Here is a 14,940-nt window from a genome sequence, read left to right as displayed (position 1 = left end):
TCCCGGAAGGCCCGCACCCCGATGCCCGATCATGAGCCGACCCCGTTCCAGGAGTCGGAGGTCCAGCCCGCAGGACCCTTCACCGTACGGCGCTCCGACGACGGCCGCTGGTACACCGTGACCGGCGACTGCCCCGTCTGCCGGGGCCGCACGGTGTTCCGGGTGGCGTACGGAATGCTCGGCCCCGCCAAGGCGCGCCGCCGCGGCGCCCGGCCCGAGCCGCTCACCGGCTCCGTCCCCGTCTACTGCATGTGCGGCTACCCGCACCCGGAGCGGCCACCCGAGTCCCCCGACGCAGGCTGCGGCGCCTTCTGGGATGTGCCGGTGGCGCCGGAGCCGGGCGGCGGCGCCTCGTGACCGATCTCGCCAAGAAACGGCTCGCGCAGCTCGGGCAGCAGCTCCAGACCGACCAGCTCGCCACCGTGCGACGGCAGGCGGAAGGGTGGCGCAACGGTCTCGCCGGGCTCACCGGTCTGGTCGGCGCCGTCTTCGTGCTGAAGGGCCGCGAGAGCGTCGCGGGCATGCCGGACGTGTGGCGGTGGACCACCGCGGCCCTGCTCGTGACCGCCTTCGCGCTGCTCCTGTCCGGCTCCCTCAAGGCGGTGCGCGCGGCGCACGGGCGGCTGGGGCAGCAGGCCTGGCTCACCGGCGACCGGCTCTTCTCCGCCGTCCTCGACGAGGTGGAGGAGACGCAGGACGCCCTGGCCTCCGCGCGGCGGCGCTCGGTCGTGGGCCTGTGCGCGATCGTCGCGGCCCTGGCCGTCAGCTGGGTCGTGCCGGTCGGCGCGGAGGAGGGGAAGGAGGACGGCGGCCGGGTGGCGACGGCGCCGCGCGTGCTGGTGACGACGGAGAAGGGCACCCTCTGCGGGGAACTGGTGGTCAGCGACGCCCGGGGCGTGACGCTCGGGCTCGCCCACGGTACCCGTGAGGGCGGCCCCGCGCGGCGGCTGATCCCCGCCGACGAGGTCCGCTCGGTGGTCCCCGCGAGGCGCTGCTGAGCCTGCGGGACGGCGTGCCAGCGATGCGTGCGGGACCCGTGGTGAGACGCTCCCACGATGAACGACGAGACAGCGGACAGTGGCCCCCCCCGGGTACGCCGACGGTTCTCCCGGCGGCGCCGCCCCGCAAGACGGATCCCGCGACGGATCCCGCGACGGATCCCACGCCGAAGCCCACGGCGGAGCCCTCGGTTCCCGGCTCAACTGGCTGCGGGCCGCCGTCCTCGGGGCCAACGACGGCATCGTCTCCACCGCGGGACTCGTCGTCGGCGTCGCGGGAGCCACGGACGACCGGGGCACCCTCCTCACGGCGGGCCTGGCCGGGCTGCTCGCCGGGTCGATGTCCATGGCCGCGGGGGAGTACGTGTCCGTGTCCACGCAGCGCGACTCGCAGAAGGCCGCCCTGGCCGTGGAACGGCGCGAGCTGCGCGAACAGCCCGAGGCCGAACTGGCCGAGCTGACCGGGATGCTGGAGGAGCGCGGGCTCAGCCGTGACGTGGCCGGCGAGGCCGCCGAACAGCTCACCGCGCGGGACGCCCTGCGCGCCCACGCGCGCGTGGAGCTCGGCATCGATCCCGACGACCTGACCAACCCCTGGCACGCGGCGTGGGCGAGCTTCGTCGCGTTCACCGTGGGCGCCCTGCTGCCGCTCCTGGCGATCGTGCTGCCGCCCGCCGGGGCGCGGCTCGGCGTGACGGTCGGCTCCGTCCTCGCGGCGCTCGCGCTGACCGGCTGGAGCAGCGCCCGTCTCGGCGCGGCGAAGGTGCGGCCCGCGGTGGTGCGCAACATGGCGGGCGGGGCCCTTGCGATGGCCGTGACCTATGGGGCGGGGGCGCTGCTCGGGGCGGCCGGGGTGTGAGATCGACCCGGCCGGCCCGTCGCCGTTTGGGGGCCGGTCTTTGGTGAGGATCACCAACAACACTCCCCGTACCCTCGGTAATACTTGTCGGTAACAACCCCTAGTCGTGGGCGAATCGCCGTTCTACGGTGCACGCATGTCCCCGAACCTGCCCGATGTCGTGCTGTGGTCCATCCCGGCCTTCGTGCTGCTCACCGTCGTCGAGATCGTGAGCCACCGGATCCATCCCGACGAGGACGCCGCCGGGTACGACACCAAGGACGCCGCCACCAGCATCACCATGGGCCTCGGCAGCCTGGTCTTCGACTTCCTGTGGAAGATCCCCATCGTCGCGATCTACTCGGGCGTCTACGCGCTGACCCCGCTGCGCGTGCCCGTCCTGTGGTGGACCGTCCCGCTGATGCTCCTCGCCCAGGACTTCTTCTACTACTGGTCGCACCGGGGCCACCACGTCATCCGCATCCTGTGGGCCTGCCACGTCGTGCACCACTCCAGCCGCAAGTTCAACCTCACGACGGCGCTGCGCCAGCCCTGGACGAGCCTCACGGTCTGGCCCTTCTACCTGCCGCTCATCGCCCTGGGCGTCCACCCGGCGGCGCTCGCGTTCTGCTCGTCGGCCAATCTGGTCTACCAGTTCTGGATCCACACCGAACGCATCGGCAAGCTGCCCCGCCCCATCGAGTTCGTCCTCAACACGCCCTCGCACCACCGCGTCCACCACGCCTCCCAGGGCGGCTACCTGGACCGCAACTTCGGCGGCATCCTGATCATCTGGGACCGCCTCTTCGGCTCCTGGGTCGCCGAGACCGACCGGCCCGTCTACGGCCTGACGAAGAACATCAACACCTTCAATCCGCTGCGCGTGGCGACCCACGAGTACGCCGCCATCGCCAAGGACCTGAAGGCGGCCGCCAGTTGGCGCGAGCGCGCCGGACGGATCTTCGGCGGCCCCGGCTGGCAGCCGAAGACGCCCGCGGCTACCCCGGCGGTCGTGCCCGGCGCCGACGTGACGGTCCCCGAGCGGGCGGCGTGAGCCGCCGGCCGGCGCCCCGGCTCCTCCTCGGCGCCTTCGGTGCCGTCGCGCTCGGCGATCTCGCCGCGCTCCTGGCGGACTTCGGGCCGGGCCACGCCGTCCTCAAGCCGCTGCTCATGCCGCTCCTCGCCGCGTACGCCCTGGCGCTGCGCGGCCCCCGGCCGCTGATCGCCGCCCTCCTCTTCGGCTGGGGCGGCGACACGCTGCTGCTCTTCGACGCCGACCCGGCCTTCCTCGCCGGCATGGGCTCGTTCGCCGCCGGGCACCTCTGCTACCTCGTGCTCTTCAAGCGGTACGGCGACACCGGCCGGTACGCACCCGCGGGCGGGTCGCCCCGCGCGCGGGGGACGGCGCTCGTCACCGTCTACGCCCTGGCGCTCGGCATCACCGTGGCGCTGCTCTGGGCCGATCTGCCGGCCGACATGCGCGGCCCGGTCGCCGGCTACAGCCTGCTGCTCACCGCCATGGCCTTCGGCGCGACCACGCTCGGCGTCACGGCGGCGGCCGGAGGGGCGCTCTTCCTGCTCTCCGACACCCTCATCGCGACCGGCGTCGCCGAGTGGCCCCAGCTGCCCCGGCCGGACTTCGCCATCATGATCACGTACCTCGCGGCCCAGTTCCTGCTGGCCAGGGGGGTGCTTGCGGTGGCCGGGGGGCGCCGGGAGAAGACGCGGGCGTACGGTGAGAGCCAGACCGTAGGCACCCCGACCTGATCAGCACCGAGGACCGTCCCATGCGCGCCACCACCATCCACGCCCCGTTCGACATGCGCGTGGAGGACGTGCCCGAGCCCGTCGTCCAGCTGCCCACCGACGCGGTCGTCCGCGTCCTGCGCGCCTGCATCTGCGGCAGCGACCTGTGGGCCTACCGCGGCGAGGCCAAGCGGCAGCCGGGCCAGCGCATCGGCCACGAGTTCCTCGGCATCGTCGAGGAGACCGGCTCCGAGGTGGGCGCGGTGCGGCGCGGCGACCTCGTCGTGGCCCCGTTCATGTGGTCCGACGGCGTCTGCGACTACTGCACGGAAGGCCTCACCACCTCCTGCGAGCACGGCGGGTTCTGGGGCTCCGTCGGGTACGACGGCGGCCAGGGCGAGGCGGTCCGGGTGCCGTTCGCCGACGGCACCCTGGTGCGGCTGCCCGCCGACGCCGCGTCCGACGACCGCCTCCTGACCGCGCTCCTGTCCCTCTCCGACGTCATGGGCACCGGCCACCACGCGGCGCTCGGCGCGGGCGCGAGGGCCGGCGCCACGGTCGTGGTCGTCGGCGACGGGGCGGTCGGCCTCTGCGCGGTCCTCGCGGCCCGGCGGCTCGGCGCCGAACGGATCATCGCGCTCGGCAGGCACCGGGCCCGCACCGACATCGCGCGCCGCTTCGGCGCCACGGACGTCGTCGCCGAGCGCGGCGACGCGGCGGTCGCCGCCGTCCGCGAACTCACCCGGGGCCAGGGCGCGCACGCCGTCATCGAGGCCGTCGGCACCGAGCAGTCGATGCGCACCGCCGTGGACGTCACCCGCGACGGCGGCGCCATCGGTTTCGTCGGCGTCCCGCACGGCAGCGGCACCGGCCTCGACCTGAGCGTCATGTTCGACCGGAACATCGCGCTGCGCGGCGGCGTCGCGCCCGTACGCGCGTACCTCCCGGAGCTGCTGGCCGACGTCCTTGACGGCACCATCGACCCCTCACCCGTGTTCGACCGCACGATCGGCCTGGAGGACGTGCCCGAGGGCTACAAGGCGATGGACGAGCGCACCGCGCTGAAGGTCCAGATCGCGCTGTAGCGGTACGCCGCGCCATGGCGCGCCCGGCTCACCAGCGGATCGGCACCGGCACCGCGGTGAGCAGCGCCGAGAGCGTCACGACGACGCCCAGCGCGATCACCTCCCCGCGCGCGGGGAGGTAGGCCGATGCCGGGGCCGTCGTGCGGCGCAGCCGGTGGCGGGCGAGTACCGCGAGGACCGCGACGACGGCCACGACCAGCAGCTTGGCGAGCAGGGTGCGGCCGTAGGCCGTCCCGGTGAGCTGGTCGACGACGGTCCCCGGCGGCATCCGGCGCAGCGTGCTGCACACGCCGGTCGCCGTGATCGCGGCGAACAGGACGGCGGCCACGCGCGCGTAGAGCCCCAGTACGGCGACGGCCGCCTCCGGAGCGGACGTCCGCCACCTCCGCAGCACCCGCAGGACGTACAGGAGTCCGCCCGCCCACAGCGCACCGCAGGACAGGTGCACCAGGGTGAGGCCGCTGCCGACGAGCGGGGCGTCCTCCACCGGCGGGTGGGCCCGCAGTGCCTCCGCGAGGACCACGGCGGCCGAGGGGAGCGCCGCGGTGGCCGGACGCCGTGAACGGGCGCAGACCGCGGCGACCAGGAAGGCGTTGACCTCCAGGAGGGCGAGCCGGCCGTCGCGGGTGTCGTGGAGGCGGCCGATGTCCAGGTCGGCGAGGTGCCGCGGCACGAGGTTGCCGTTGGCGACGATCGCGGCGAGCCCGAGCGCCGCCACGCACCCCGCCCATGCCGCCGGCGCCGCCCAGCCGCGCGGCGCCCGGCCCAGCGGCGCGCCCGGCACCCGGCGGGCCAGCCGGGTGGCGAACACCTCGCCCAGCTGCACCGAGAGGGCGGCGAACACGACCGTCCGCAGCACCGTGATCACGCCCGTGCCCGGCGCCCGTGCCTCACCGGTGCCGTGCAGCGCCGCCGCCGGGCCGAGCAGGGGGATCAGCGCGGCGAGGGCCACGAGGACGAGCACGGCGACGGCGTACCCCGCGGAGGGACGGCGGCGCGGGGCGCGGTGCGAGACGGGGGCGGGGGCCGGTATGCCGCTGGTGGCGTCGCCTCCGGGCTCGACGGACGGTCGTATGGAGCTCACCACAAGATCTTCACCAGGGCCTCCGGCGACGGGCAAGTCCGGTGGGACACCGCGCGCCGCTCCCTCCCCGTGCGGCCGTCAGCTCCACCGCGGCCGGTCGACGCCCCAAGGGCCCGGCGGGCGCGACCAGTCGGCGGGCCCGCCGGCGAAGGAGACCGGCGGCAGCGCATACCGGAGCCGGCCGAGCGGGCTGTCCGTCTCGGCGAGCCACGGGCCGGGACCGTCGTACGCGGAACCCCGCCCGGCGCCGACCGCGTCCCCGTCGCCCTCCCCGCTCATCAGCCACGCGGCCGTCCACGCCAGCGCGAGCCGCACCCGGTGCGCGCCGCCGCCCCTCGACCGTTCGGTCAGCGAGCGCAGGACGGCGGCGGCGAGGAGATACCCCGAGCCGTGGTCCAGGGCCTGCGCGGGCAGCGCCCCCGGCCGCTCGGGGGACCCCTCGGCGACGGCGATCCCGGACGCCACCTGCACCAGGCTGTCGAACCCGCGCCGCCGCGCCCACGGCCCGTGATCGCCCCACGCGGACAGCTGGGCGACGACGGGAGCCGACCGGCGCCGGGCCACCGCCGTCGCGGAGAGGCCGAAGCGGTCGAGGGCGCCGGGCCGGTAGCCGGTGACGACGACGTCGGCGCGGTCGAGGAGCTCGTCGAAGGTGCGCCGGTCCGTGCGGTCGTCGAGGTCCAGCGTGGCCGACCGCTTCCCGAAGCCGGTGTCCGTGTGCTGGTCGGCGAGTTCGGGCAGCCCGGGCGGATCGACGCGCAGCACGTCCGCGCCGAGCAGCGCCAGGGTGCGGGTCGCGACCGGTCCCGCGATGACCCGGGTCAGGTCGAGGACGCGCAGCCCGGCGGCCGGGAGCGACGGGCCGCCGGTGAGCGGGGGCAGGGGCAGGGCGGGGCCGTCGCCGGTCCGCTCACGGATGAGCAGGGGGCGCCCGGCCACGGCGGCGCCCTGCGGATGGGCCGCCCACTCGGCAGGGGTCCGCAGCGCGACGGCCAGGCCGCCCGCGGCGTACACCGCGTCCTCGACCGCCGCGCCGGTGCGCCCGGCGAGCGCTGCGGCGACCGCGTCGGGTCCCGCGTCCGCGCCGAGCCCGAGAGCGGTCGTCAACGCGGCCCGGTGGTGCGGGTAGTTGGCGTGCGTGCGCACCCACCCGTCGGCGGTGCGCCAGAAGCGGGAGAGCGGCGCGAAGGAGACCGGGGCCCGCCCGTCGACGAGCAGCTGCCGTTCACTGGTGAAGGCCGTCGCCACGGCCCCGTCGTCGACCCGTACGCGCGGGATTTTTCGCCCCTCGCGCTCCGCGGCCGCCTCGGCGGCGGCCAGCGCGCAGACGCCCACGCAGGCGCGCGCGAGGTCGATGACGGGCAGCCGGGCCGGCAGGGCCCCCTCGCGTACGACGGTGGAGACGCGGGCGAGGAGGGCGGGGTCGCCGCCGAGCGCGGCCCAGGCCGACGCCGTCCGGGAGATAGGTGAGTGCGTCATGCATGCACTATGCCGGGTCCGCGGCTCCTGTCCACCCCGCTCGGCGACGGACGGCGAAGGGCCGGGCGACCCATGGCCGCCCGGCCCGACTCCCCGCGGTCCCGGGCTACTTGCGCTCCGGGGCTACTTGCGCACGGCGTCCAGCGCGTCGGCCATGCCCGCGCCGTAGAAGCCGTTGTCGTTCCGGCCGCCCTCGCAGACCGCGTCGACCTTGCCGTCACCGTCGATGTCGTACGGGTCGGTGCACGCCATCGCGTCCGCCTGGCGGTAGAGCAGCGCCTTGACGCGCGCCGCGGAGGCGTGCGGATGCGCCGACTTCAGCAGCGCGGCCACACCCGCGACGTGCGGCGACGCCATCGACGTGCCGGCCTTGTAGCCGAACTTGCCGCCCGGCAGCGTCGACAGGATCCGGCCGTCCACGGCCGGCGGCCGCGGCGGCTGGAACTTGGTGGAGTCGCCGCCCGGGGCCGCGATGTCCACGACGCCCTTGCCGTAGTTCGAGTACGACGCCTTGATCCCCTTGGCGCCCGTGGCCGAGACCGTGACGACGCCGGGCAGCTGCGACGGAAGGTCGAAGCAGTCCTTGGTCCTGATGGTCCGCGGTACCGGAGTGGTGTCGTCGGGGCTGGAGTCGTCGAGGATCTCGTCCTGGGCGAGGTCGGTCCTTGCGTTGCCCGCGGCCGCGACGTTCACCGTGCCCTTGCGCTCGGCGTACCGGGTCGCCCGGCCGACCGCGTCGACCAGGGCCTTCTGATCGTCGTCGGTCGTGCAGTTGAACAGCCACGGGTCGGTGTAGTAGCTGCTGTTGGTGACGTCGACGCCGTGGTCGGCCGCCCACACGAAGCCGCAGACCACGGCCTCCGTGTAGTACATGCCGGTCTTGGGCTCGGCGACCTTCAGGCTCGCCACCTTCACGCCGGGCGCCACGCCCGTGACGCCGGTGCCGTTCTTCGCGGCGGCGATCGTGCCCGCCACGTGCATGCCGTGGTCGCTCTCCTTGGCCACCGGACGCCACGCGCTGTCCTTCTGGACGGGCACGCCGCCCAGGCAGCTCGCGGACGCCTCGCGGTCGAAGTTCGGCGCGATGTCGGGATGCGTGTCGTCGACGCCGGAGTCGAGCACGCCGACCGTGACCCGGCGGCTGCCCAGCGAGATCTCGTGGGCCTTGTCCGCCTTCATGGCGGGCAGGTCCCACTGGAGGGGCTCCAGCTCGTCCTGGCCGGCCGAGGCCTTGCCCGCCGCGGCCTTCGCCTCGGCGGCGGTCAGCGGACGCTCCGACTCCAGGGCGTCGTCGGCCTGCGCCGACAGGGGCGCGGTGCGGGTCGCGCCCGCCGAGTCGACGCCCTTGACCCGCCGGATCGTTTGCGCGAAGTCGGGGTCGGCCGAGTGGACGACGATGACGCCGATCCTGTCGTACGCGATGACGACGTCACCGCCGGCCTTGGCGATGGCCTTCTTGACGCGGGCCGAACTGCCCTTGCCGGGCCGGACGTTCACGACGTAACTCATCGAGGCGCCGTCGGCGACGGACGCGGAGGCCGAGGCCGGGGCGTCCGGCACGGCGGCGGGACGCGCGGACGCCGTCCCCGGCAGGAAGGCGACGGCGCAGACCATCGCGCCGCCGAGCGGCAGGGCGAGCGCGCGGCGCGAGCGGAGGAGGGCGGCGGCCGTGGTGCGGGAGCTGGTCATGTGGTGTCTCCCTCTCACTTCTTCTTCACGGCGTCGAGCGCGTCGACGAGTCCGCTGCCGTAGAACCCGTTCCGGTGGTGGCCGTCGCTCCGGCAGACCGCGTCCACGTCACCGTCACCGTCGGGGTCGTACGGTCCGGAGGGGCAGTCGAGCCGGTCGGCCTGCTTCTTCAGGAGCCGCCGCAGCTCGGCGGGGTCCGCCCCGGGGTGCGTCGACTTGATGAGCGCGGCGACGCCCGCGGCGTGCGGGGCGGCCATCGAGGTGCCGCGCAGCCAGCCGTACTCGCCGCCCGGCATGGTGGAGAGGATGTTGCCGTTCTTCGACGGGGTGTCGGTCGGCAGCTGGTACTTGTCGCCGCCCGGGGCCGTCACGTCGACGACGCCCTTGCCGTAGCTGGAGTAGGACGACTTGAGGTTCCGCACGCCCGTCGCGCTGGTGGTGACGACGCCCGGCAGCTGGGTGGGCACGTCGAGGCACTCGTGCGGGTCGATGGTGCGGGTGACCGGGGTGCCGTCGTCGGGGCTCGAGGTGTCGACGATCGCGTCGGAGTCCAGGTCGTGGTTGGAGTTGCCGGCCGACGCGACGTTGAGGGTGCCCTTCTTCTGGGCGTACAGCTGGGCGCGGTTGACCGCGTCGAGGATCGCCTTCTGGTCCGGGTCGTCCTTGCAGTTGTACAGCCACGGGTCCACGTAGTAGCTGTTGTTGGTGATCTCGACGCTGTGCTCGGCGGCGAACACGAACGCGCAGACCACGTTCTCCGGGTAGAACAGCTCGTCGACCGGGTCGGCCACCTTGATGCCCGCGATCTTCACGCCGGGCGCCACGCCCGCCACGCCGACGCCGTTGCGCGCGGCGGCGATCGTGCCCGCCACGTGCGTGCCGTGGTAGTGGTCCTTCTTCGCCGGACGCCAGGCGCCGGCCGAGGTGTCCGCCTTGCCGCCGACGCAGCTCGCGGACTGCCCGGCCGAGAAGTTGGGGGCGAGGTCGGGGTGGGTGTCGTCGACGCCGGTGTCGATCACGGCGACGGTGACCTTCCTGCTGCCCGGGTTGATCTTCGCCGCCTTGTCGGCGCCGATCGTCCGCAGGTCCCACTGGTCGGCTTCCATCGGCTCGGCGCCCGGAGCGGCCTGCCGCTTCAGGGAGTCGGCCGCGGCCTTGCCCAGCAGTTTCGCCGGGCCGTCGTCGGTGGTGCCCGCCGCCTTCAGCGGCGTCGTGTGGGTCGCGCCCGCGGAGTGCACCCCGCGGACGTCCCGTATCCGCGCGCCGAACTCCGGATCCGCCGAGTGCACGACGATGACGCCGATCTTCTCGTGCGTGACGACGACGGAGCCGCCGGCCCTGGCTATCGCCTTCTTGACGTACGCGATCGTCTTGCGGTCCGTACGGGTGTTGACGACGTACGCGAAGACGGGGGCGTCCTCCGCGGTCTGCACGGACACCGGGGCGGGCGACCGGCCGGGGGCCGCGGTGGCGGCGCCGGGCACGAAGCCGACCGAGGCGGCGAGGGCGAGGCCGAGCGGCACGGTGAGCGCCATACGACGTCTGGAACGCAGATGAGCCATGGGATCTCCACATCATCCGGAGACGGGAACCGCACACGGAATCGCATACGGAACTGCCCGAACACGACTGGTGCTCGGGCAGGTACATGACGGGTGGTTCAGGGTGAAGCTAACCCGGAAACTCCCAGGCCATCAATGACTTGCCGAAGAAACAGGGGAGTTCGCCCACGTCGCCCGCCCCGCCGGGACGTTGAGCAGAGAACGGAAGCAACATCAACCCCCTGTCGGATCACGTCCCGTGGCCTTAGCATCGCCATCCGTGGCTCACGTGATCCGCGTCACTTTCGGATGCGAGGCCCAAGAACCCATGGAACAACTGTCCGTCCCCACCCCACCCGCACCACGAGGAGACTCCGTGGCCACCGACGCACCGCCCCCTTCGAAGGGTGGCGCAGGAAAAGAACCCGCTCCCCACGCGCCCTCCACGGAGGAGTTCATCCAGGTGCAGGAGAGCGCGGACTTCGGTGAACTGCGCCGCTCGCACCGCTCGTTCGCCTTCCCGCTCACCATCGCCTTCATCGCCTGGTACCTCGTGTACGTCCTGCTCTCCAACTACGCGGGCGACTTCATGGGCACCCAGCTTTTCGGCAACATCAACGTCGCCCTGGTCCTCGGCCTCGGGCAGTTCCTGACCACGTTCCTCATCGCCTGGTTCTACTCGCGCCACGCCGCGGCGCAGCTCGACCCCAAGTCCGAGGCGATCAAGGCCGCCATGGAGACCCGCCAGACCCGTCCGCAGACCCGCCAGGAGGGCGACGCATGAGCCCCGCGCACCCCGCCGTCATCGAACTGGCGGCGGCGTCCGACGCATCCGAGCACCGGACGCTGATCATCAGCCTCTTCGCGGCCTTCGTCGTCGCGACCCTCTGCATCACCGTCTGGGCCGGCCGGCAGACCAAGAGCGCCGCCGACTTCTACGCGGGCGGCCGCCAGTTCACCGGCTTCCAGAACGGCCTGGCGATCTCCGGCGACTACATGTCCGCCGCGTCCTTCCTCGGCATCGCCGGCGCCATCGCCCTCTTCGGATACGACGGCTTCCTCTACTCCATCGGCTTCCTGGTCGCCTGGCTCGTGGCGCTCCTCCTGGTCGCCGAACCGCTGCGCAACTCCGGCCGCTACACGATGGGCGACGTCCTCGCCTACCGCATGCGCCAGCGCCCGGTCCGCACCGCCGCGGGCACCTCCACCATCGTCGTCTCCATCTTCTACCTGCTCGCGCAGATGGCCGGCGCGGGCGTCCTGGTCTCCCTGCTGCTCGGCATCACCAGCGACGCGGGCAAGATCCTCATCGTCGCCCTCGTCGGCGTCCTGATGATCGTCTACGTCACCATCGGCGGCATGAAGGGCACCACCTGGGTGCAGATGGTGAAGGCCGTCCTGCTCATCACGGGCACCATCCTCATCACCTTCCTGATCCTCCTGAAGTTCCACTTCAACGTCTCCGACCTGCTCGGCACCGCCGCCTCCAACAGCGGCCACGGCTCGAAGTTCCTGGAGCCCGGCCTCAAGTACGGCGCCTCCGGCACCTCCAAGCTGGACTTCATCTCGCTCGGCATCGCCCTCGTCCTGGGCACCGCGGGGCTGCCGCACATCCTGATCCGCTTCTACACGGTGCCCACCGCCAAGGCCGCCCGTAAGTCCGTGAACTGGGCGATCGGCATCATCGGCGCCTTCTACCTGATGACGATCGTCCTCGGCTTCGGCGCCGCCGCCCTGCTCAAGCCAGGCGAGATCATCGCCTCGAACAAGGCCGGCAACACGGCGGCACCGCTCACCGCCATGGAGATCGGCGGCGGTGGCGACTCCACCGGCGGCGCGATCCTGCTCGCGGTGATCTCCGCGGTCGCCTTCGCCACGATCCTCGCGGTCGTCGCGGGGCTGACCCTCGCCTCGTCGTCCTCGTTCGCGCACGACATCTACGCCAACGTCATCCGCAAGGGCAAGGCCACCGAGAAGGAGGAGATGAAGGCCGCCCGCTGGGCGACCGTCTTCATCGGCGTCGTCTCCATCGCCCTCGGCGCCCTCGCCCGCGACCTGAACGTCGCGGGTCTGGTCGCCCTCGCCTTCGCGGTCGCCGCATCGGCCAACCTGCCGACGATCCTCTACAGCCTGTTCTGGAAGAGGTTCACCACGCAGGGCGCGCTCTGGTCCATCTACGGGGGCCTGGTCGCCGCGGTCGGCCTGGTGCTGTTCTCGCCGGTCGTCTCCGGCAAGCCGAGCTCGATGTTCCCCGACGCGAACTTCGACTTCTTCCCGCTGGAGAACCCGGGCCTGATCTCCATCCCGCTGGGCTTCCTGCTCGGCTGGCTCGGCTCGCTCCTCTCCAAGGAAGAGCCCGACAAGGGCAAGTACGCCGAGCTCGAGGTGAAGTCCCTCACCGGCGTCGGAGCCCACTGATCGGGCCATTGTTCACACGGTTGTAGCAGCCGCGTCGTAGAGTCCTACGACGCGGCCGCACCGTTCCTCGTGGCAAATGGCCCATGGCGTTGTCAGAGGTCTGGCGTAAGGTCGAAAGCAGTCGGAACATCAGCACCAACCGCCGGGGAGGGGCCGCAGTGCTCATCGACACGTATGGCCGTGTAGCCACTGACCTGCGCGTATCACTGACCGATCGCTGCAATCTGCGCTGCACGTACTGCATGCCGGAAGAAGGCCTGCAGTGGCTGGCAAAGCCCGACCTGCTCACCGACGACGAGATCGTCCGCCTCGTGCGCATCGCCGTCACGCAGCTCGGCATCACCGAGGTCCGCTTCACCGGCGGCGAGCCGCTCCTGCGCCCCGGACTCGTCGGCATCGTCGAGCGCTGCGCCCGGCTGGAGCCCCGCCCCAAGATGTCCCTGACGACCAACGGCATCGGCCTCAAGCGCACCGCCGCGGCCCTCAAGGCCGCCGGCCTCGACCGGGTCAACGTCTCCCTGGACACCCTGCGCCCCGACGTCTTCAAGACACTCACCCGCCGTGACCGCCACAAGGACGTCATCGAGGGCCTCGAAGCTGCCCGCGACGCCGGCCTCACCCCGGTCAAGGTCAACACCGTCCTGATGCCGGGGCTCAATGACGACGAGGCCCCCGACCTCCTCGCCTGGGCCGTCGAGAACGACTACGAGCTGCGCTTCATCGAGCAGATGCCGCTCGACGCCCAGCACGGCTGGAAGCGCGACGGCATGATCACCGCAGGTGACATCCTGCAATCGCTGCGCACCCGCTTCGAACTCACCGAGGAAGGCTCGGGGGAGCGCGGCTCGGCGCCCGCGGAGCGCTGGATCGTCGACGGCGGGCCGCACCGCGTCGGCGTCATCGCCTCCGTCACCCGCCCGTTCTGCTCGGCCTGCGACCGGACCCGGCTGACCGCCGACGGCCAGGTGCGGACCTGCCTGTTCGCCACCGAGGAGACCGACCTGCGCGGGGCGCTGCGCGCGGCCCCCGAGGACAGCACGGACGGCTCGGACGAGGCCATCGCCCGCATCTGGAAGCTCGCCATGTGGGGCAAGAAGGCCGGATCCGGCCTGGACGACCCGTCGTTCCTGCAGCCGGAGCGCCCGATGTCGGCGATCGGGGGCTAGCCCTCGCCGGGGCCCGATCCGGACTCGCGCGCCTGCCACTCGGCCAGCGGCACGACATCCTTCAACATGCCGCGCACACCGAGGAACTGGGAGAGGTGCTCGCGGTGCTCCGCACACGCGAGCCACGTCTTGCGCCGCTCCGGGGCATGGATCTTGGGGTTGTTCCAGGCGAGCACCCAGACCGCGTCGACGCGGCAGCCCTTGGCGGAACAGATCGGAATGTCGTCACTCACCGTCGCGTCCAAAACCGTTCACAACAAGGCGACGCCGAGCAGCCACGGGGGGAGCTGCCCGGCGTCGGTCTGTCGCTCCGACGGGGGATGCGGAGCGCGTACGAAGTATGTCACGGAGGACCCGGTGACCGGCACCGGAACTACATGATTGATCTGAGCTTTTCTTGAGCTTGGCGCAACGTCGACGGTCAGCTTTTCTCGCGCGCCGCGTCCCACCGCTGGTCGTACGCACGCCCCAGGGGATCTTCCGGGACGGATTCCGCGGTGGCGGCCGCGGCGGGCGGCGCCAGCATTGGCCGAGAAGGAGTGGGCACGAACGTCGACGGCAGCGACGGAGCGGTCTCCCGGCCGGCGTTGGCGATCACGACCGAGACGTACGGCAGGAGGATCCCGAGCACCAGAGCGACGAGCGCGACGTGCCGTTCGACGTTCCACAGCACCGCGGCGGCCACGACCGAGACGGTGCGGACCGACATGGAGATCACATACCGGCGCTGTCTGCCCCGGACGTCCTCCGCAAGCCCCTGCCGCGCCCCCGTGATCCGGAAGACCTGGCCGCTGCTCTGCTTCCGCATCACATTCCACCGCCCTGTCCGCTGTGCCGGACTCTCCCTGACGACTGCCCCGGTCCGACCAGCTCAACGTTACGCCGCGGCTGCGCCA

Annotated in this window: 15 protein-coding genes; 9 read left to right on the top strand and 6 right to left on the bottom strand. The window is 72.6% G+C overall.

Annotated elements, in window-relative coordinates; translation table 11 throughout:
* Positions 1-21: 21 nt before the first annotated feature.
* From ACZ7DY_RS30755 to ACZ7DY_RS30730, 6 genes are all read left to right on the top strand, one after another.
* On the top strand, positions 22-357 hold the full coding sequence (locus tag ACZ7DY_RS30755) for a hypothetical protein (RefSeq protein WP_471141040.1): 336 nt from the start codon (positions 22-24) through the stop codon (positions 355-357).
* Entirely contained in the window at positions 354-998 is a 645-nt protein-coding gene (locus tag ACZ7DY_RS30750) for a hypothetical protein (RefSeq protein ID WP_471141037.1), read from the top strand. The genes ACZ7DY_RS30755 and ACZ7DY_RS30750 overlap by 4 nt, the downstream gene beginning before the upstream one ends.
* 208 nt (positions 999-1,206) lie before the next feature.
* On the top strand, positions 1,207-1,857 hold the full coding sequence (locus ACZ7DY_RS30745) for a VIT1/CCC1 transporter family protein (protein WP_471141904.1): 651 nt from the start codon (positions 1,207-1,209) through the stop codon (positions 1,855-1,857).
* Positions 1,858-1,993: 136 nt separating this feature from the next.
* A complete protein-coding gene (locus ACZ7DY_RS30740; protein ID WP_471141034.1) occupies positions 1,994-2,890 on the top strand; it encodes a sterol desaturase family protein in 897 nt (298 codons plus the stop codon).
* Positions 2,887-3,603 carry a lysoplasmalogenase gene (locus ACZ7DY_RS30735; RefSeq protein ID WP_471141031.1) on the top strand — a complete coding sequence of 239 codons (717 nt, stop codon included), beginning with the start codon at positions 2,887-2,889 and terminating at the stop codon, positions 3,601-3,603. The genes ACZ7DY_RS30740 and ACZ7DY_RS30735 overlap by 4 nt, the downstream gene beginning before the upstream one ends.
* A 20-nt stretch (positions 3,604-3,623) precedes the next feature.
* Positions 3,624-4,667: a zinc-dependent alcohol dehydrogenase family protein gene (locus tag ACZ7DY_RS30730; protein ID WP_471141028.1), complete on the top strand. Its 1,044-nt coding sequence runs from the start codon at positions 3,624-3,626 to the stop codon at positions 4,665-4,667.
* Between the two features lie 28 nt (positions 4,668-4,695).
* Here ACZ7DY_RS30730 and ACZ7DY_RS30725 read toward each other — a convergent pair whose 3' ends face one another.
* The 4 genes from ACZ7DY_RS30725 to ACZ7DY_RS30710 form a co-directional block, all read right to left on the bottom strand.
* Entirely contained in the window at positions 4,696-5,700 is a 1,005-nt protein-coding gene (locus ACZ7DY_RS30725; RefSeq protein ID WP_471141902.1) for a CopD family protein, read from the bottom strand.
* Positions 5,701-5,829: 129 nt separating this feature from the next.
* Positions 5,830-7,230: a CoA transferase gene (locus ACZ7DY_RS30720; RefSeq protein ID WP_471141026.1), complete on the bottom strand. Its 1,401-nt coding sequence runs from the start codon at positions 7,228-7,230 to the stop codon at positions 5,830-5,832.
* A gap of 123 nt (positions 7,231-7,353) precedes the next feature.
* On the bottom strand, positions 7,354-8,919 hold the full coding sequence (locus ACZ7DY_RS30715; RefSeq protein ID WP_471141023.1) for a S8 family serine peptidase: 1,566 nt from the start codon (positions 8,917-8,919) through the stop codon (positions 7,354-7,356).
* A gap of 14 nt (positions 8,920-8,933) precedes the next feature.
* On the bottom strand, positions 8,934-10,481 hold the full coding sequence (locus ACZ7DY_RS30710) for a S8 family peptidase (protein WP_471141020.1): 1,548 nt from the start codon (positions 10,479-10,481) through the stop codon (positions 8,934-8,936).
* 355 nt (positions 10,482-10,836) lie between these two features.
* On the opposite strand from ACZ7DY_RS30710, the gene ACZ7DY_RS30705 reads away from it, so the two are divergent.
* The 3 genes from ACZ7DY_RS30705 (at position 10,837) to moaA (ending at position 14,044) form a co-directional block, all read left to right on the top strand.
* Positions 10,837-11,244 carry a DUF485 domain-containing protein gene (locus ACZ7DY_RS30705; RefSeq protein ID WP_471141019.1) on the top strand — a complete coding sequence of 136 codons (408 nt, stop codon included), beginning with the start codon at positions 10,837-10,839 and terminating at the stop codon, positions 11,242-11,244.
* Positions 11,241-12,878, top strand: coding sequence for a solute symporter family protein (locus tag ACZ7DY_RS30700; RefSeq protein WP_471141016.1), 1,638 nt, complete (start codon positions 11,241-11,243; stop codon positions 12,876-12,878). Before ACZ7DY_RS30705 ends, ACZ7DY_RS30700 begins: the two co-directional genes overlap by 4 nt.
* A gap of 158 nt (positions 12,879-13,036) precedes the next feature.
* A complete protein-coding gene (moaA, locus tag ACZ7DY_RS30695) occupies positions 13,037-14,044 on the top strand; it encodes a GTP 3',8-cyclase MoaA (RefSeq protein WP_471141013.1) in 1,008 nt (335 codons plus the stop codon).
* Here moaA and ACZ7DY_RS30690 read toward each other — a convergent pair.
* Together ACZ7DY_RS30690 and ACZ7DY_RS30685 are read right to left on the bottom strand one after the other, a co-directional pair.
* The gene (locus ACZ7DY_RS30690; RefSeq protein ID WP_471141010.1) at positions 14,041-14,277 is read right to left on the bottom strand and encodes a hypothetical protein; all 237 of its coding nucleotides are present in this window, start codon (positions 14,275-14,277) and stop codon (positions 14,041-14,043) included. The genes moaA and ACZ7DY_RS30690 overlap by 4 nt on opposite strands.
* Before the next feature lie 188 nt (positions 14,278-14,465).
* Positions 14,466-14,852, bottom strand: coding sequence for a DUF3099 domain-containing protein (locus ACZ7DY_RS30685; protein WP_471141008.1), 387 nt, complete (start codon positions 14,850-14,852; stop codon positions 14,466-14,468).
* Between the last annotated feature and the right edge of the window lie 88 nt (positions 14,853-14,940).

The organism is Streptomyces sp. NPDC037013, from assembly GCF_055607265.1.
This window is presented reverse-complemented; position numbering and strand designations above follow the sequence as displayed.